Here is a 17,199-nt window from a genome sequence, read left to right as displayed (position 1 = left end):
TTTTGCGAGTGCATAAATTTGACACTCGTGGGACAAGTGACTGAACACCTAAGACAAGGTTGTTGACTTCAAACAAAGGGAAAAAAGATGTTAAAAATTACTGCGGATCTATATTCTGGACGAGCGAATCCAGAGTGGATTATCAGCGATGAACAGGAAATTCGCGCTACCCTGCGGGAAATCGCTAATAATGCTAGTGTCATCGCTAAATCGGCACCAGCCAACGCTGGTCTAGGATTACGGGGATTTTTAGTAGAACCCCTCAACGATGAGGTAGGCCGCAATTACAATCTGCCAGAGAGTATTTATCTAGCGGCTGGACAGTATGCTACCAGTTCTAAAGCCAATGCTATTGCCGAAAGACTGGTCGGTTTAATCAATAGTGCTGAAATAACCACCAGAATGACCCCTGAAGAAGAAGCTCTATCTTTAGATGAAGATCTACAGGGGTTTTTGCAGGAACAATTATATGTAGGTGAGCGCTTGACGCTCCTCGATACGGAAGGATTAGAATTATCCCCCGAAGCTGTGGAAATCCCCCTCGAAACCCCCAAGGCCGCCTGCCAATACGAATTGGGAGCTTATAATCCCAATTTCTGGAACAACAACGCAACTATCCTGCGGAACAATAACTGCTACAATTACGCCAGTAACAAACGCACCGATACCTTTGCCCAACCCGGACGCGGTTGTGGTAGTATGTATCGCTCGCTCACCTGTGCGGAAGTGACCCGAGCTTCCCTGTGTGATGGCTTACATGTACGTTATAATTGTTTCCCCGCCTCCGAAGCCCCTCGCTATCTGGTGGCCCTAGTTATAGCTCCAGGACGAGATTTCCACTGGTATCGACTGAATAAAGAGGGTTTCTGGAGTCATAAACCTGGTTCCACGCCGGTCAGAAATGTTGATAATAGTAACCGGGTGATTACAAATCCCCAAACCTGTAATCGCGGAATTTATACGCAATTTTGCGGCTATTTCTATACTTGTAAGAGCCAAAAAATTCGTTAAACGTTTCAACTCAGGTCAGTTAGATGGCTAAGATAGAACCTGAGGGAAGGAGGGGAAAGGTGGCAGCAATTGTGGTGATCGCCATACCCCTCTTTTGCCTGCTCGGCCTAATAGTTTACACTCAGACAGTGGAGGCGATCGTGCAAGTAGAACTCGATATATTTAGTGGTCGTCCCAATCCCCATTGGACTCTTAACGAGCGCGATAGTCAGGAACTACTCCAACAACTGCAGCGTTTGTCCCCTACCAAAGCTGGTGAACCTAGTGGCAATTTGGGTTATCGAGGGGTGATCCTCAGTAATCCCAGAGGTGCGATCGCTGGATTCGAGTGGATCGTTTGTTCGGATGGATTAGTGGTCGGATACAAGGGAGACTCATCCCAGAAGTTTATCGATGCCAATCGTAACTTGGAACGTTGGTTAGTACAAACTGGTGAGACAACTTTGGGGACGGATATACTGCGCTCCCTCCGTCAAGAGTTCGGTGCTGATTTCTAGGCATATTTTTAGCTTTTCAAGAGTTGGTTGCCAGTATTTCCGGTTTTATTTGACTGACCTTGAAAGGGCTGCCCCTATATCTCTAGATTACGGTAATAGGATCGCCGACTTTAATTGTACCTGTCTTTTCGGGGATGACATTTTCTCCGAACATAATTCCCCCCGGGAAACTGCGAAAAGTGCTTAAGGTTTTTAAAGGTTCTTGCTGGGGATTTCTCCTACCCGTTTCTTGATCGGTGGTGGTGATAATACAGCGACTACAGGGTTTAACTAGGGCATAATTTATCTCTCCAATTGTGATCTTTTGCCAACTACTTTCGCTAAAAGCTCGATCGCTACTAATAACAATATTAGGCCGAAAACGATTCATCGGCACCGGTGCAACTAAACGCCGATTTAAGTCCTCTAAAGAAGCAGTATTAGTTAATAAAATTGGATAACCATCGGCAAAGCTGACGGGAGTATGATCGTTCCCTGCATAGCGAGGATTCGCGGGACGTGGATAATCGGGAGATTGTCGCACTAAACGACAGGGAATGTCGAGAATTTTCTCGAACCATTCGGCGATTTCATCCCCTTGATCCATGGCTATGGTTTGAGATTCCCAGATTTGAACCGCTCTTTTTTCTCCTGTGAAATTAGGACAAAAAGTTAGGGAATCTTGAGATGTTTTCAGAGAAAAGTTATCTCCTGTCATCGTGATAGAAACCCTGGCTAATTGCGGATATTCCCTTTGGGTGATAAATTTACCCTTGCCATCCACTAACATCATTTCTCGATCCCAGAGTAAACCTTTAGGAGTCACTTCAGCTTGGGATAATTGAATACCTCGACAGGATTTAATCGGGTAGATATAGAGATCAGTAACCTGCATTTTCTTTCAGTATTTCTACATATTTTTTGGCCACATCTTCCCAAGTCCAGAGATTAATTTTATTGGGGATATCTTCGGGGAACAAGCGAGGAATTGGATTGAGGATAAATTGTTCTAAACAATTGGCTAAACTGTCCGCATCTCCCCTAGGATAGAATTGCACTCTTTCGGGACAATTATATAATTCTACCTGTTCTTGAAACACTTCTAAATCGGAAGCGATAACGGGAATACCTTGTAAAATTGCTTCTGCTATTGCTAATCCAAAACCTTCGTATTTTGAGGGAAATACCACAGAGGAACAGGTTTGATAATAAAATTGCAAGGTTTCATAGTCTTGATAACCTAATCCCTTGATATGACTCTCGAAAATTTCTTGATTTTCCCGATAAAGTCGGGTACATTCTTTGAGATAATCTTGATATTCTTGAGTTTGGGACTGTTGAGATAATTGCAGATTTCCACTAACTAGATTATCGGTTTCTTTGCCGATAAAAACTATTTGAAATTTTAAACCTTTTTTAGCTAGTGTCATAGCTGCTTTGAGTAAAGTCAGATGATCTTTGTAGATACCAAAAGAGGAGGGAAAATAAAAAGTAACTAGCTCACTTTTGACTAGATCAATCTTGGGATTAGACTGCTCGATAAATCCCGCTAAGGGTACAGCTTTTAATTTACTAGCATAGGTAGCATTGGGAAAAACTTTTAAAACATCGTCTTTAGTTTTTTGGGAAATTGTGAACAGTAGATCGGCCCGATCTAACCATTCTTTTAACGCTTCATTGTAGGGTTCTTGATAGGATTCTGAGTAAGTTAAGGGAGCAAATTGCCAAAACACATCATAAATAATGCCACTTAAAGTAACCTTGACATTGGGGGGAGAAATCCGATTAGTCATCCCATACAAACAGTGATCAGCTTGGTAACGATTGATAATCTGATTAATTCTTGCTTCGATGCGTAAAAATTCAATTCTACGAGAGAAAAGACGATGAATATAATTCAGTCTTAGGGTTTTGTAAAAATTCGCTATAAGACCATAAAAATAGATTAATTTTGTCTCAAAACTCTGGGGATAAAAATCAAAATTTTCGTAGATAAGTTTATCAGAATCTGGCATTAAAGACTTAAAATATTCAATATCATTACGAGGGAGGACGATAATAATTTGTTCGACGTATTCTAATAAGCTAGGTATTAAAGAGATAATGACTCTTTCTACTCCTCCTTTGCGATAAAATAAGATCGGGATGACAATTTTCATAGATTTACTTACAGATAGATATCAATAAAAAGATTGATTTTTGACTTGAACCTATTATATGATAGGCTCGAATTGTTCTACTGAGTCGAGAAATCGAGTTAAATTCAAGGAACTAAGACTCCATCACCCATCGCCCCTATTTTCCCTCGATCTTGGAGAAAAAGAGTGTCACAAGCTACTCCATCCCTACAATCTAATCTCAAACAATGGCTAAGGGCGAGCGCACCTTCCCTATTTCAAATTAAACAGCGTTTGAGCGCCCGTCGTTGGCCGAAAAAATCGATCGTTATTTACACAGAAAAATATCGTCCCATGCGTCCGGCGGAAATTTGGCAACGCGGGGCTAGTGGCACCCAGGCATCGGTGGCTTTTTTAGCGCAGGAATGGACGAAACGCGGCTATAAAGTGACAATTTTTGGCAATTGTGAGGGTATGGAAGGGGAACAGGACGGTATTCGCTATGTTAATTATTACCAGATGAATTGGCAGGATCGCTTTGAGACATTGGTGATCTCTCGTCATCCCACCTATTGCCGTCCTGGTACCAAGGCAGAACGAATTTTTTTTGATTGGCAAGATATTAAAGTTCCGGCAGCCTCCTATACCCCCGAAATTTTGGCTAGATACGACAAAATTTTCTGTAAAAGCCAATATCAACGGGATTTACTGGATTTCTGTCCCGATCATCAATGTCCGATTGTTCCTAATGGTATTGATGCTTCTCTTTTGGCTGTAAGTGAGACGGTGCCAGAAAGCGAGCATCTTCCTTATCGTCTAGTCTATGCCTCTCGTTATTATCGAGGCCTAGAGTCAATGTTAAAGCATGGCTGGCCGATTATCAAGGCGGCAATTCCCGCAGCTGAGTTACATCTCTACTATGGTTTTACTAAACGGGATGGCTATAGCGATCGCAGAGAATGGCGCGATAATTTAATCGCTTTGATTAAAGCTAGTCCGGGGGTAGTTGATCGCGGAATGATCGGTTATCGTCAACTAATCGAGGAAAAAGCTCGCTCTGCTATTCATTACTACGGTTGCACCTATCGTGAGATCGATTGTATTTCCGTGCGCGAGTCGGCAGTGGTGGGTTGTCTGCCAGTGGTGACGGATTTTGCCGTTTTTCGAGAAAAGGACTACTGTGTGAAAGTGCCGGGGGAAGTAACCGATCCGGCTACTCAGGAAGCTATAGCCCGGAAAATCGTCGAATTACTGAAAAATCCCCAGCTTTTAGCCCAAGAGCGCGAAAGATGTCGTCAAATTGCCCTAACTGACACTTGGGAGCGATCGGCCGCCGCTTGGTTAGATGTGATTGAAAAGGAGTCTCCCAGTCAGTAGATTGTTTACTTAGACTGGAAAAATGACCTTTTCGTTTAATAAGTGCCTAAATTAGGGATTTTAAGGGGAAGTAAGCCCTTGAAATCTCACTGGTGCGGGATATCTATCAGCATTTCCTCTAAAACCCTTGCTACGCTTAGGATTAAGTCTTCGCGATCAGGAGCGGCGATGATTTGCAAACCTAAAGGTAGCCTGGATGAACGTTTAATCGGCAAAGAAAGGGCAGGTAAACCGATAAAAGAAAAAGGTTGGGTGAATCTGCCTAAATTAGGTCTAATTAATAGCTCTTGCCCGTCAATAATCATTTTTTCTACTCCTAACGGCGGCGCAATACAGGGAATCGTCGGGGTGAGGATAATATCGACTTCGGTGAAAATCTCTCGCAGACGATCGCGATACCAACGGCGAAAACGTTGAGCCTGTAAATACCAGCTAGAGGGAATTAATGCCCCTGCCAAGAAGCGATCCCGGGTTGCGGGGTCAAAATCCTCTAATCTGGTCTGTAAACGCGGTAAATGCCAATTTGCCCCCTCAGAAGCGGTAATTATATAGGCGGCTGCTCTGGCGCGGGCGGTTTCGGGAATGGTGATTTTTTGGCTCACTCCCAAACGTTCGGCGATCGCTGTCACCGCCTCGATTACTTCCGGTTTGGCTCCCTGCTGAAAATAATCGTCGGCAAGGGCTATTTTTACCCCCTCTAAGCCATTTAAAGGAGCTTTAAGGTTATTTTTGGCAAAAACACGCCAAATAGCCGCCATATCCGCCACATTGCCGCTAAAAAATCCCAGATGATCCAAACTACTAACGAACAAAAATAGGCCCTGACGGGATACGCGCCCAAAGGTGGGTTTTAGCCCCACTACGCCACAGCAAGCGGCGGGAACCCTCACCGAACCATTAGTATCGGAACCGAGGGCGAGAGGCACTAAATTAGCGGCAACGGCAGCGGCGGAACCGCCGGAGGATCCTCCCGAGACGCGACTAGGATCGAGGGGGTTGGCAGTGGCTCCATAATGGGCATTTTCGGTGACAAAACCGTAGGCGTACTCATCCATATTGGTCGCCCCCACCAAAACTGCCCCGGCCGCTTCTAGGGTTTGAATAGCGATCGCATCTTGTCCGGCGGCAGGGTGATCTCGATTGATTTTGGAACCAGCAAGGGTGACAATACCCTCGATATCAAAGAGATTTTTGACGGCGAAGGGGACTCCTGCCAAGGGGCCGACGGATTCCCCATTGGCGATCGCTTGATCGATTTTTTGGGCTTGAGCGAGCGCCCTAGGCTGTAAAATGTCGGTAAAGCAATTTAAATGGCGATTTTTCGCCTCTATCACTGCCAAAGTCTGGCTAATAACTTCTAAGGCGCTAGTTTGACGATTTTGGATCGATCGAGCTAAATCGCTCACAGAAATAGTCATGGTTCAAAGCTGAGGGCGCTTTCCCCGTCATCCTCTAAGGGAAATTCTGTCACTAAACTGGCGATTTCTTGCAAGCGTTGCCAGTTTTCAACCACAGAATTTAAATAGCGATCGGGAATGGTTAAATCTAGGATTTTCGCCATGATTATAACGTATTCTTCGGAATTATTCATAGATTTCATTCTGGCTGGGGTGAAGGGGATCAATCGACACCTAGTTAACCTGTGAAAATTGCTAGGATATAAGAGAAAATCTCCTGTAAATACAATAGCTATGCCTAGGCAGGAAGTATAACTTAAATTTGTTCTTGACCACCGACTACCTAGGATCATAACCTGAGATAGGATCCTAGAACTGTATATTGAGATATTTTCCCCTCCTTCACCCCCCGATTAAATTAAACTTATATATGACCAAAAACAAGAGGTAACAAGTCTCCCCTTTCAAGAGAATGAAAATTAAAAGCTACTGAAGACTACTGGTAGTCACTGATAACTGATAACTGATAACTGATAACTGAAATGACCATCTTACAAGACGAAAAACTACTCTTTACTCCCGCAATACCCCACAGTGATGCCCTTAGAACCATTTTTGCCTTTCCTAATCAGTATTCTGTGGGTATAACCAGTTTAGGTTATCAAATTGTTTGGGCAACTTTAGCCCTGCGATCGGATATACAAGTTAGTCGTTTATTTACGGATTTTCAAGAATCTTTACCCCGTTATCCCGAATTAGTCGGCTTTTCCTTTTCCTGGGAATTGGACTATGTTAATATCCTCTCGCTGTTAGAATCTTTAGACATTCCTTGCCACAGTCATCAACGGCAAGATCAGCAAGCGATAATTTTTGGAGGTGGACCGGTTTTAACTGCTAATCCCGAACCTTTTGCCGCTTTTTTTGATGTAATTTTATTGGGAGATGGTGAAAATTTAATTGCTGATTTTATTAATGCCTATCAAGAGGTTAGAAACGCCGCTCGCCCGACAAAACTCCGTCATTTAGCACAGGTTCCGGGGGTGTATGTTCCTAGTTTATACACCGTTAATTATGATAGTCCTGATGGCGAAATTACGGCAATTCTACCCATAGATAATAATGTTCCCGCCTTTGTTAGTAAACAAACCTATCGCAGTAATACCCTTTCTGCTTCTACGGTGGTGACAAAACAAGCGGCATGGGAGAATATTTATATGGTAGAGGTGGTGCGAAGTTGTCCAGAAATGTGCCGTTTTTGTTTAGCTAGTTATCTAACTTTACCCTTTCGTACTGCTAGTTTAGAATCCCTGATTCCCGCCATTGAAAAAGGTTTAAAAGTGACCGATCGCTTGGGTTTATTAGGTGCTTCCGTCAGCCAACATCCTGAATTTGAAACCTTACTTGATTATCTTTTTCAACCAAAATTTGAGGGAGTTAGACTCTCGATCGCTTCAGTTAGAACTAATACTGTCACGGAAAAATTAGCCAGAATTTTATCCCTAAGAGACAGCAAATCAATTACTATTGCTGTAGAAAGTGGTTCCGATCGCTTGCGGGAAATTATCAACAAAAAGTTAGCCAATGATGAAATTATCCAGGCTGCCATTAATGCTAAAGCGGGCGGTTTAAAAGGGATAAAACTCTATGGTATGGTGGGAATACCGGGAGAAGAAACCGAAGATATTGGGGCAACTGTGGAAATGTTAATAGCCTTAAAAAAAGCTGCCTCTGGACTGCGAATCTCTTTCGGTTGCAGCACCTTTGTGCCTAAATCTCATACTCCTTTTCAGTGGTTTGGAGTTAATAAAATGGCCGAAAAAAGATTAAAATATCTAGAGAAACAATTAGGTAAACAGGGCATAGAATTTCGTCCAGAAAGTTATAATTGGTCGGTGATTCAAGCCCTATTATCTAGAGGAGATCGCCGCTTAACTTCCCTGTTAGAATTAACCCGTGGCTACGGTGATTCTTTAGGCAGTTATAAACGGGCTTTTAAGGAACTAAAAGGAAAAATTCCCCCTCTAGATTATTATGTTCATCAACAATGGCGTTTAGAACAGGTTTTACCCTGGAGTCATTTACACGGTCCTTTATCCTCCAATGTTTTAATAAAACATTTAGAAGATTCCCAAAGAAAAAGGTAAAGTATCGCTAATAAGCTAAGACGCATTTAAACAATATCTTGACTATCAGACCCCAAATGAGGTATTCTATCAAGGTAGATCGGATATTGTTGCCATTCAGACTTGGATTGGCCCTATTAAAAAACCAAAAATGTTACTTTTATTAACATAAATCTCGATTAAACCATTAATTTAATCTTAGTTGATCAGCCCATGAGCCAGAAAAATGAGACCGTTACCCTCCTTTTAGCCCTGCTGATTACCCTAATATTTTTTGGGGCAGGTGGTTGGTGGTTATACAATCGTTTTCAAGGAAAAGATAACCCAACCAATCTTCCTGAACTGGGGCAAAAATCGGTATCGGCACAAGCAAGATTTAGTCAAGGGGAAAAATTATTAATAGTTGAAGGGGCTTCTTCTGACAAACAAGCCGCCATACAGGCACTCGGAAAAGGAGACTTTCAGCAAGCAGTTTACCTCCTAGAAAAATCCCTACAAACTAATCGAAATGATCCCGAAGCTCTCATCTACTTAAATAACGCCCGTATTGGTGAAGCTAAGTCCTATACTATCGCCGTTTCCGTGCCAATTGGGAGCAATGTCAACACCGCCCTAGAAGTTTTACGAGGAGTTGCCCAATCTCAAAATCAAATCAATCAAACCGGAGGAATTAATGGCACTCCTTTAAAAGTTCTCATTGCTGATGATGCTGATAATCCCGAAATTGCCGCTCAAATTGCCCAAAAATTAACGGCTGATAACAGCATTTTAGGAGTAGTAGGACACACTAGCAGTGACACCTCTTTAGCTGCGGCTGCTATCTATCAAAAAGCAGGATTAGTAATGATTTCCCCCATCAGTACCTCAGTTAAACTCTCCAATTTTGGTGACTATATCTTTCGTTCTGTTCCCAGTGATTTTGTGGCGGCACGGGCATTAGCCGAATCTAGCTTGCAAAAAAATCCTAACGTCAAGGCAGTGGTATTTTTTAACTCCCAAAGTAATTATAGTCAATCCCTAAAATCTGAATTTATCACCGCTTTAGGATTAGGAGGAGGTCAAGTGGTGAGTGAATTTGATCTATCTTCCCTCACTTTTACCCCTTCTAAAAGCCTCCAACAAGCTCAACAGGAGGGAGCAAATCTAATCGCCCTTCTTGGGGATAGTGGAACCCTAGATAAGGCTTTGCAGGTGGTTCAGATCAATGGTCAAAAATTACCGATTGTGGCGGGTGATGACGTTTATAGCCCCAAAACTCTGGATGTAGGCGGAAAAAATGCCCTGGGCATGATTGTCGCTGTCGCTTGGCATTTGGCGGCTAATCCGAACAGTCCTTTTGTGAATAATTCCCGCCAATTGTGGCAAGGAGACGTAAATTGGCGCACTGCCACCGCCTATGACGCTACCCAGGCTTTAATCGCTGGAATTAAGGGAGAATCTAGCCGCGAGGGAGTTCAACAGGCGTTAAGAAGCAGTGATTTTTCTGTTCCAGGGGCGACTAATCCAGTGCGATTTTTACCGTCTGGCGATCGCAATCAATCCGTGCAATTAGTGGTAGTTAAACCCGGTTCTCGTTCTAGTTTTGGGGTAGATTTTGTGCCAATTTCTCGATAAAATGACAACTAAATCAAGATGAATTATATGTTAGAAACTCCCCCTAAATATTCAGTTCTCGGTTTACCAGTTCATCTTCTCGATAACTACAGTCGTTGGTTAATCGATCGCCTCTATCAAGGTTTTGGTTCCCACGTTGTCACTCTTAATGCAGAAATGGCAATGTTAGGGGAAAATGATGCTAAAGTAGCCCAAGTTATTCGGGAAGCAGATTTAGTTATTCCCGACGGTGCGGGGATTGTCATTTACTTAAAATTAAGGGGCAGAAAACAAACCCGCTGCCCCGGTATTGAATTATCAGAATCCTTAATTACTGAGTTAGGAATGCAGGGAGAAAGTTCTCCTATTGCTTTTTTTGGTGGTAAACCGGGGATTACGGAAAAAGCGGCAAGTAATTGGCAAAAAAAGATACCTAATATCCGTATTCTGGCTAACCACGGTTATCTATCTTCCGAGGAAATGTCCGATTGGATCGAGGTGTTAAAAGATCAACAACCGCGGTTAATTTTAGTTGGTTTGGGAGTACCCCGACAAGAATATTGGATTAGGGAACATCGCCATCTCTGTCCCCAAGCTATCTGGGTAGGTGTGGGGGGTAGTTTTGATATCTGGTCCGGGATAAAAATCCGCGCCCCTCGCTTTTTCTGTGACAATAATTTAGAGTGGTTGTATCGACTATATCAGGAACCTTGGCGCTGGAAAAGAATGTTAGCTTTACCTAAATTTTTCTGGCGCTCTCTTTTTTATTCCTAGTAATAGTTATTATAAATTCTTTTCGATAAAGGCAATCACTCGCTCTAATCCTTCCCGTGTTTTCAAGTTGGTGAAGATAAAGGGTTTATCCCCGCGCATCTTTTTGGCATCTCTATCCATCACTCCTAAATCTGCCCCCACCATCGGGGCTAAATCTATTTTATTAATTACCAATAAATCCGATTTGGTGATACCCGGTCCCCCCTTGCGAGGAATTTTATCTCCGGCTGCCACGTCAATCACATAGATGGTTAAATCTACTAATTCGGGGCTAAAGGTTGCCGCTAAATTGTCCCCACCACTTTCCAGAAAAATTAACTTTAAGTTAGCAAATTTTCTCTCTAACTGTTCAATGGCAACTAAGTTAATTGAGGCATCCTCGCGAATAGCTGTATGGGGACATCCTCCCGTTTCTACTCCTAAAATTCTTTCCGGGGCTAAAGCTTGTGATCTCACTAAAAATTGGGCATCTTCTTGAGTATAAATGTCATTGGTGACTACGGCGATCGGATATTGATCCCGCAAATTTTTACACAGAGCATCGAGAAGGGCTGTTTTTCCTGAACCCACCGGACCGGCAATTCCCACGCGCAAGCAAGACATAGTTTTTTCGGGAAAAAGTGAAAAGGAAAGGGTTAAAAATTTTGGGGCTATCCGATAGAAAAAAGAGGGGTTCGCAGGGCGACACGGATTCCCATTATAATAAAAGGTTAACACAAATCTGAGAATTTGTCAAGCCCTTTTGTCAATAAATTTGGTGAAATTATCAGCCAAAAGATCACCAAAAGTCAGTGATTTGGTAGCCAAAATCCGTTAACATCTGCCTAAATAGGGGTAAACTTAAACCGATAACATTACTGTGACATCCCTCCAATCTTTCTACGAATAAACCCCCCTTTCCTTCTAGGGCAAAACAGCCGGCACATTTGAGGGGTTCTTCGGTGTTAACGTAGGCAATAATTGTTTGATCGCTGATATTGGCAAAGTGAACTTTAGTAATCCCACAACGAGTCAAGGTTTGATGATTAACTCGATCGATTAAAGCATGACCTGTATAGAGTGTACCCACCTGACCACGCATTTTTTGCCAACGCTTGATCGCTTCTGATTTATCCTTGGGTTTGCCATAGACTTCCCCCGCTACTTCTAAGACGGAATCGCAACCAAGAATTAATCCTAAATCAAATTGGGGGGCGATCGTTTGCGCTTTACATTGGGCTAAAGTTTGGACAAGATGGAGAGTATCATCAGCATTAATTGTCGATTCATCAAAGTTACTCACTCGCACAATTGGATCGATTCCTACCATTTGTAATAGTTTTTTACGCGCAGGAGAAGCGGAAGCAAGAATCAAGGGAATAGACATAGTTTTTTCAGTCAAAAGAGATAGGAGATAGTTAGGTAGGGTGGGTTAGGCAATGACAAATTATTAGACTTAATTATCAATTTATCTATTTGCCGTAACCCACCATCAGTTATCAGTTTTTTAGCTATTTCTGCTAGGAATTGGCAGGATTTTCGGGGGGTAAATAACGATCTAAAATCTCAACCATGCGTGATTTTCTTTCTTCAATTTTGTCAAATCGATTGTAAAAATCTGACTGAACCTCATAAAAATCTGACCTCGATCGAGTTAATTGTCCTAGCAGTTGATCAAGTCCCTGTCTGTCTTTTTCCCATTCTTTTTTAGACTGAGCAAGACTATTAGTTAACGCTTCGATCGATTTGGCGTTAGAATTAGCGATCGCTGTAGTTTCTTTTAATCCCTGATTGGTTTCCTGTAGTCCTAATCTAATCTCCTGTAATCCTGATTTAATCTCGCGTAGTTCTGTTAGGGTATTTTCAGCAAGAGATTCGAGTCTATCTAGTCTATTTTCTTCCGAGTTACTCATATTCAGTTATCAGTTATCAGTTATCAGTTATCAGTTATTAGATTTGAGTTTTAAGTGACAGTATTAAATAGAAGTTTCCTACTGTCTTTTCACTGTTTACTGATTAAGTAAGTATGTTATCTTTAATTGTAACTGGCTACCTAGTTGATCATAAGTGGTGCGTTACGACTAACGCACCCTACATTTTACTATTGCCTGTTGCCAGTTTCCCTAACTAACCGAGAAAGAATCAACGATAGTTTCAAAGAGTTCTTGAATTTGCGTCCAACGTTTTTGGGAAGTGGAAAGATTAAAAGAATAGAGTTTATTATTATTAACCGTGACGCTGGCAAGATTATGACGTTCTTGGCCGTTGGCTAATTTAACTTGATATTCGAGGATATAATAATCTTGTCCGTCGATTTGATGGGATTCTGAGCGAATTAATTCTACTTCCTTATCGAGATTGGGGTTAAGACTATTATTTTTCAGGAGACGATAGCCAACTTCCGAGGGTGTCCCTAAATCTGTTAAGGTTTTATTGTCGGGGACGGGGTTGATAATAACGCTTAAATTTTCACTCGTTTCGATCAGGTCATGAAAAACCACATCTACTCCCGCAACTTTTTTCACATCCACCTGCGTCCAACCCTTAGGATATAAAAATTGATAGCCTTGGCTGCCACTGGTGTATCCTTGCAGTCCAGCGATGGGAGTTGTACAACCGGTGAAGAGGAGGGTGGTGATTAGGAGGAAAGTCGCCAAAAGAGATTTAATCATGATATTTTGACCTGTGAGTAGGGCTGTTTAATTTTACCTTGAATTGTTTAGGTGAACGGATTATGAAAATTAAGAAAAAATTGACAATTATTATGGCTATAGCGACTTTTTTACTGACTATCTCTCCCCTAAGCGCTCAAACTACCGCTAACCCCGTCAAGGCTGTAGAATTTTATAATCGGGGGGTGGATCGTTTAACCGCAGGGGATTACTCAGGGGCGATCGCAGATTTTACTCAAGCTCTACAATTAGAACCGAAGGATGCCGATGCTTATTATAATCGCGGCTACGCGGAATTAGTTCTCGGCCAGTACGAGCGAGCGATCGCAGATTATACCCAGGCCTTGACAATCAACTCTAATTATGTTAATGCTCTCGGTAATCGTTGTTATGCCTATTATCTGACGAAAAAATACGAGGCAGCGGTGGAAGATTGCACAAAAGCGATCGCTTTAAACGGAAATTTTGCTGATTTCTTTATTTATCGCGGTAATGCTAAGGATGACTTAGGTAGACACCCAGAAGCGATCGAGGATTACACAAAAGCTTTGAGTTTACAGGGAACCAGAGGACAGGATCGCATTTTATATAATCGCGCTCTAGCCTATAACCGAGCCGGACAACAGGAAATGGCTTTAAGGGACTATGATGAGAGTCTGAAAATCAATGCTAATTTTGCCGAAGCGTACCACAACAGGGGTTTAACCCATTATAAATTGGGAAACAGGGAAAAAGCGATCGCTGATTTAGAGGCGGCGGCTCGTCTGGCGTTATCTCAGGGTAAACAGGGGACTGCGGCTAAGTCTCAGTCAGCAGTGGCATTAATTCAGGGTCAAAAGCCTTAAAATAGGGAGTAGTTGTGATATTAGCACTAAATAGGAGTGAAAGAGGCTAAATCGCAACTACGAGGGACTAAATTTTAGCCAGCTTGGGATGCGTAAAAAGCGACGGCTAACAGTCCACCCACAAGTGTGATCGCAGCAACACCCCAGAAAAGATAATTACGTTGTTGCGATTTAGTCGGGGGATCCGCTTGATAAACTTTCGGTTCGGCGGCGAAATTATTTAAGCGTCCACCTTCTTCGTTTGTATAAGGCATAATCAAAACCTCGAATATGACAATTTTTCAGGAAAAAAATCCTCTTATTACAATAGTACAACATATTAGTAACCGAGTCGGGGATGTGGGAAATTCCCACGGGGATAACAATTCTTAGTCTTGGGGTAACTGCCGGACTCTGCTACTTTTATTTGCGATCGCAATTTCAAGGATTGAAACTGCGAAAACAAGTTAAAAAAGGCTAATCATACTAAATCCGTTTTTAATACTATAATAATGAGCCTTGAATATAAGTATTGCTTCTTTCTTTTTTAAATCTTTTAAATCTCTCTGCAGCTATCTCGCAATAGTCTGGTCGAATTTCAAAACCCACAAAAATTCTTCCTAATCCCAAGGCCGCTATTCCTGTAGAACAAGAACCAGCAAAGGGATCAAGAATTATTTCTACCGGATTAGATGAAGCTTGTATAATTCTCTCGACAATTGCTAAAGGAAATTGTGCGGGATGTCCGGTTCTTTCCTTAGAACTGCGCTTTTCTCCTGTAGTGACTTTAGGAACTTCCCACACATCAGAAGGATTTTTACCGAGGGGATTACAACGATATTTACCATTTTTCTTTTGATTGGGATACTTAACGTTAGGGTCACGAATATTATCTAAGTTAAAAGTATATTCTTGGCAATTTTTGAGATAAAAAAGCCATTTTTCATTGCGAGGACTAAGACGATTTTTTGTAGAAACACCAGCCCCATATTTCCAGACAATTTCTTGTAAAAGATAAAAGGGAGACTTATCCCAAAGAAGATAGGGAATCGGAACACATAATCCCTTTTCTGGCACTTCTAAATAACCAACATTTAGCCACAAAGCACCGTTATCTTGAGTAATCTGATAAATTTGCCGCAGCCAATTAGCACACCAATCAACATAGTCATTGATTGAAAGAACTCGTTCATATTCTTTGCCAATATTATAAGGTGGTGATGTAACAGTGAGGTCAATTTTTATGTCACTATGAGATAGTTTAGACAAAAAGTTTGTGGCATCTCCTTGATAAAGAATAAAGCCATTGTCCGAGTAAAAAGGTTGACCAAGATGACTAACCAGAATTTCTTTAAGAAAATTAAATTTGTTGGCTCTATCTTTTTCTAACTCTGGAGAAAATGGCTGTAGTAAGGAGGAAGGAGCAATCTGAGTTGATTGATGATCAACAATTCCCTCTGCTAGATAAGAGTTTTGTTCCTTGCTGGCAATTGGACGAGACTCATCTTCCCTAGACGATAGTTTTTTTTGTTTCCGCTGGGACTCTACAACCATAATCTCAAAGGACAGGTAAGTATTTTGATAGTTTTAATTATGCCCTTATTTTACCAAAATATCACTGGAGTTGTGCTTAATTTAATAACTTTTGTAATCATTCTCCTTCCCTTACCCTGGATGGGGGGGGTAAAACCCCACCAAGAGTTAAAGATTGACTGATAAAGCAGCGAGTTTTCCTTGAAAAATCTCAACTGAGTAGATTGATAATTATCAGATGCACCCGAAAATTATCCCTAAAATGGTGGTAAATAACCCATGGCATTTTTGACTCGATCGAGAGTTTGATTGGCCACCGCTTCTGCTTTGAGACGACCTTGTCGTAAAACCGTGGCTAAATAATCTTTATCCTCTCTAATTTGGGCGTATTTTTCCTGAATAGGTTTCAGAGATTCTATGGTAACTTCTGTTAACATCGGTTTAAATTGTCCCCAACCTAAATCGGCACATTCTGATGCGACCACCTCTTGACTTTTTCCCGATAAAATGCTATAGAGAGTTAGTAAATTATGGCATTCGGGACGCTCCGGATCATCGAAACTTAAACCCTTAACTAGATCGGTTTTACAGCGTTTAATTTTCTTGGCAATGACATCGGGACTATCGAGAATATTAATCCGACTCATCTCGGAAGGATCGGATTTAGACATTTTATTCCGGCCATCGGTTAAGCTCATCACCCGCGCTCCTTCCTTGCGGATCATCGGATCAGGAAGTTTTAAAATTGGTTGTTTCGGTTGTCCAAAAAGATGATTAATTCTAACGGCTATATCGCGGGTTAATTCTAAATGTTGTTTTTGATCTTCTCCCACGGGTACTTTATCGGCATCGTAGAGTAGGATATCGGCGGCCATCAGTACGGGATAATCGAGTAAACCTGTGCCAACATTTTCCCCCTGTTTAATCGCTTTTTCCTTAAATTGAATCATATCGGTTAACCAATTTAAAGGGGTGATACAATTCAATAACCAAGTTAATTCCGTATGGGCCTTAACGTGGGATTGGACAAAGATAGTCGCATATTCTAAATCAATTCCGCAGGCTAAATATAAAGCGGCAATTGCTAAAGTATCCTCCGCAAGAGTGGCAGGATTATGGGGAACGGTGATCGCGTGTAAATCGACCACACAAAAGAAATTATCGTAGTCTTTTTGTCCCTCCACCCAATTGCGGATCGCACCGAGATAATTGCCTAAATGTAAATTGCCGGTTGGTTGCACACCAGATAAGATTCTTTGTTTACCCATAACTCCTGCGATCGCTTTTTTCATGATTTTATTGTATCAGTTTTTGCCGCTAATT

Annotated in this window: 18 protein-coding genes; 7 read left to right on the top strand and 11 right to left on the bottom strand. The window is 41.8% G+C overall.

The window, feature by feature from the left end:
• Nucleotides 1–87 precede the first annotated feature (87 nt).
• The gene (locus LW728_RS07500; protein WP_079207924.1) at nt 88–1,011 is read left to right on the top strand and encodes a hypothetical protein; all 924 of its coding nucleotides are present in this window, start codon (nt 88–90) and stop codon (nt 1,009–1,011) included.
• Between the two features lie 59 nt (nt 1,012–1,070).
• Nucleotides 1,071–1,508, top strand: coding sequence for a hypothetical protein (locus tag LW728_RS07495; RefSeq protein WP_287766059.1), 438 nt, complete (start codon nt 1,071–1,073; stop codon nt 1,506–1,508).
• Nucleotides 1,509–1,590: 82 nt separating this feature from the next.
• Here the strand turns inward: LW728_RS07495 and LW728_RS07490 are convergent, their stop codons facing one another.
• Together LW728_RS07490 and LW728_RS07485 are read right to left on the bottom strand one after the other, a co-directional pair.
• Nucleotides 1,591–2,382 (bottom strand): MOSC domain-containing protein, encoded by a 792-nt coding sequence (locus LW728_RS07490; protein WP_287766057.1) that lies wholly within the window; start codon nt 2,380–2,382, stop codon nt 1,591–1,593.
• A complete protein-coding gene (locus LW728_RS07485; RefSeq protein WP_287766054.1) occupies nt 2,369–3,646 on the bottom strand; it encodes a glycosyltransferase in 1,278 nt (425 codons plus the stop codon). Before LW728_RS07485 ends, LW728_RS07490 begins: the two co-directional genes overlap by 14 nt.
• A gap of 165 nt (nt 3,647–3,811) precedes the next feature.
• On the opposite strand from LW728_RS07485, the gene LW728_RS07480 reads away from it, so the two are divergent.
• On the top strand, nt 3,812–4,981 hold the full coding sequence (locus LW728_RS07480; protein WP_287766051.1) for a glycosyltransferase family protein: 1,170 nt from the start codon (nt 3,812–3,814) through the stop codon (nt 4,979–4,981).
• 86 nt (nt 4,982–5,067) lie between these two features.
• Here LW728_RS07480 and LW728_RS07475 read toward each other — a convergent pair whose 3' ends face one another.
• Both LW728_RS07475 and LW728_RS07470 read right to left on the bottom strand, forming a co-directional pair.
• Entirely contained in the window at nt 5,068–6,399 is a 1,332-nt protein-coding gene (locus LW728_RS07475; RefSeq protein WP_287670480.1) for an AtzE family amidohydrolase, read from the bottom strand.
• Nucleotides 6,396–6,572 (bottom strand): DUF4089 domain-containing protein, encoded by a 177-nt coding sequence (locus LW728_RS07470; protein WP_069474623.1) that lies wholly within the window; start codon nt 6,570–6,572, stop codon nt 6,396–6,398. Before LW728_RS07470 ends, LW728_RS07475 begins: the two co-directional genes overlap by 4 nt.
• 348 nt (nt 6,573–6,920) lie before the next feature.
• Here LW728_RS07470 and LW728_RS07465 point away from each other — a divergent pair, with 348 nt between their 5' ends.
• From LW728_RS07465 to LW728_RS07455, 3 genes are all read left to right on the top strand, one after another.
• A complete protein-coding gene (locus LW728_RS07465) occupies nt 6,921–8,522 on the top strand; it encodes a B12-binding domain-containing radical SAM protein (RefSeq protein WP_287766048.1) in 1,602 nt (533 codons plus the stop codon).
• 192 nt (nt 8,523–8,714) lie between these two features.
• Nucleotides 8,715–10,115 (top strand): ABC transporter substrate-binding protein, encoded by a 1,401-nt coding sequence (locus LW728_RS07460; protein WP_287670475.1) that lies wholly within the window; start codon nt 8,715–8,717, stop codon nt 10,113–10,115.
• 27 nt (nt 10,116–10,142) lie between these two features.
• Nucleotides 10,143–10,868, top strand: a complete 726-nt coding sequence (locus LW728_RS07455; protein WP_046662779.1) for a WecB/TagA/CpsF family glycosyltransferase — start codon at nt 10,143–10,145, stop codon at nt 10,866–10,868.
• Nucleotides 10,869–10,877: 9 nt separating this feature from the next.
• Here LW728_RS07455 and ureG read toward each other — a convergent pair whose 3' ends face one another.
• The 4 genes from ureG to psbP all read right to left on the bottom strand — a co-directional run bounded on the left by ureG (nt 10,878) and on the right by psbP (nt 13,519).
• Nucleotides 10,878–11,471, bottom strand: a complete 594-nt coding sequence (gene ureG, locus LW728_RS07450) for an urease accessory protein UreG (protein ID WP_002792251.1) — start codon at nt 11,469–11,471, stop codon at nt 10,878–10,880.
• 175 nt (nt 11,472–11,646) lie between these two features.
• Nucleotides 11,647–12,234: a Maf family protein gene (locus tag LW728_RS07445; protein WP_287766046.1), complete on the bottom strand. Its 588-nt coding sequence runs from the start codon at nt 12,232–12,234 to the stop codon at nt 11,647–11,649.
• Between the two features lie 133 nt (nt 12,235–12,367).
• Nucleotides 12,368–12,760, bottom strand: a complete 393-nt coding sequence (locus tag LW728_RS07440; protein WP_287766043.1) for a hypothetical protein — start codon at nt 12,758–12,760, stop codon at nt 12,368–12,370.
• A 210-nt stretch (nt 12,761–12,970) separates the two neighbouring features.
• Nucleotides 12,971–13,519 (bottom strand): photosystem II reaction center PsbP, encoded by a 549-nt coding sequence (gene psbP, locus LW728_RS07435; protein ID WP_002801162.1) that lies wholly within the window; start codon nt 13,517–13,519, stop codon nt 12,971–12,973.
• Nucleotides 13,520–13,581: 62 nt separating this feature from the next.
• On the opposite strand from psbP, the gene LW728_RS07430 reads away from it, so the two are divergent.
• Complete coding sequence (locus LW728_RS07430) at nt 13,582–14,364, top strand: tetratricopeptide repeat protein (RefSeq protein WP_002801164.1); 783 nt, start codon at nt 13,582–13,584, stop codon at nt 14,362–14,364.
• A 74-nt stretch (nt 14,365–14,438) separates the two neighbouring features.
• On the opposite strand, the gene psb34 is transcribed toward LW728_RS07430, so the two are convergent.
• From psb34 to trpS, 3 genes are all read right to left on the bottom strand, one after another.
• Nucleotides 14,439–14,618, bottom strand: coding sequence for a photosystem II assembly protein Psb34 (psb34, locus tag LW728_RS07425; RefSeq protein WP_002732326.1), 180 nt, complete (start codon nt 14,616–14,618; stop codon nt 14,439–14,441).
• Nucleotides 14,619–14,847: 229 nt separating this feature from the next.
• The gene (locus LW728_RS07420; protein WP_002780337.1) at nt 14,848–15,897 is read right to left on the bottom strand and encodes a DNA-methyltransferase; all 1,050 of its coding nucleotides are present in this window, start codon (nt 15,895–15,897) and stop codon (nt 14,848–14,850) included.
• Nucleotides 15,898–16,133: 236 nt separating this feature from the next.
• Nucleotides 16,134–17,144 carry a tryptophan--tRNA ligase gene (trpS, locus tag LW728_RS07415; protein ID WP_287670513.1) on the bottom strand — a complete coding sequence of 337 codons (1,011 nt, stop codon included), beginning with the start codon at nt 17,142–17,144 and terminating at the stop codon, nt 16,134–16,136.
• Between the last annotated feature and the right edge of the window lie 55 nt (nt 17,145–17,199).

Source organism: Microcystis sp. 49638_E5 (assembly GCF_021300285.1).
Classification (GTDB): Bacteria; Cyanobacteriota; Cyanobacteriia; order Cyanobacteriales; family Microcystaceae; genus Microcystis; species Microcystis aeruginosa_C.
This window is presented reverse-complemented; position numbering and strand designations above follow the sequence as displayed.

What these genes read in the sequence shown, in the direction of transcription:
- LW728_RS07430 (WP_002801164.1), top strand. Translation starts at nt 13,582, where the DNA reads ATGAAAATTAAGAAAAAATTGACAATTATTATGGCTATAGCGACTTTT.
- LW728_RS07500 (WP_079207924.1), top strand. Translation starts at nt 88, where the DNA reads ATGTTAAAAATTACTGCGGATCTATATTCTGGACGAGCGAATCCAGAG.
- psb34 (WP_002732326.1), bottom strand. Translation starts at nt 14,618, where the DNA reads ATGCCTTATACAAACGAAGAAGGTGGACGCTTAAATAATTTCGCCGCC.
- LW728_RS07445 (WP_287766046.1), bottom strand. Translation starts at nt 12,234, where the DNA reads ATGTCTATTCCCTTGATTCTTGCTTCCGCTTCTCCTGCGCGTAAAAAA.
- LW728_RS07485 (WP_287766054.1), bottom strand. Translation starts at nt 3,646, where the DNA reads ATGAAAATTGTCATCCCGATCTTATTTTATCGCAAAGGAGGAGTAGAA.
- LW728_RS07460 (WP_287670475.1), top strand. Translation starts at nt 8,715, where the DNA reads ATGAGCCAGAAAAATGAGACCGTTACCCTCCTTTTAGCCCTGCTGATT.
- LW728_RS07420 (WP_002780337.1), bottom strand. Translation starts at nt 15,897, where the DNA reads ATGGTTGTAGAGTCCCAGCGGAAACAAAAAAAACTATCGTCTAGGGAA.
- LW728_RS07470 (WP_069474623.1), bottom strand. Translation starts at nt 6,572, where the DNA reads ATGAATAATTCCGAAGAATACGTTATAATCATGGCGAAAATCCTAGAT.
- LW728_RS07465 (WP_287766048.1), top strand. Translation starts at nt 6,921, where the DNA reads ATGACCATCTTACAAGACGAAAAACTACTCTTTACTCCCGCAATACCC.
- LW728_RS07490 (WP_287766057.1), bottom strand. Translation starts at nt 2,382, where the DNA reads ATGCAGGTTACTGATCTCTATATCTACCCGATTAAATCCTGTCGAGGT.
- LW728_RS07475 (WP_287670480.1), bottom strand. Translation starts at nt 6,399, where the DNA reads ATGACTATTTCTGTGAGCGATTTAGCTCGATCGATCCAAAATCGTCAA.
- psbP (WP_002801162.1), bottom strand. Translation starts at nt 13,519, where the DNA reads ATGATTAAATCTCTTTTGGCGACTTTCCTCCTAATCACCACCCTCCTC.
- LW728_RS07440 (WP_287766043.1), bottom strand. Translation starts at nt 12,760, where the DNA reads ATGAGTAACTCGGAAGAAAATAGACTAGATAGACTCGAATCTCTTGCT.
- trpS (WP_287670513.1), bottom strand. Translation starts at nt 17,144, where the DNA reads ATGGGTAAACAAAGAATCTTATCTGGTGTGCAACCAACCGGCAATTTA.
- LW728_RS07455 (WP_046662779.1), top strand. Translation starts at nt 10,143, where the DNA reads ATGTTAGAAACTCCCCCTAAATATTCAGTTCTCGGTTTACCAGTTCAT.
- ureG (WP_002792251.1), bottom strand. Translation starts at nt 11,471, where the DNA reads ATGTCTTGCTTGCGCGTGGGAATTGCCGGTCCGGTGGGTTCAGGAAAA.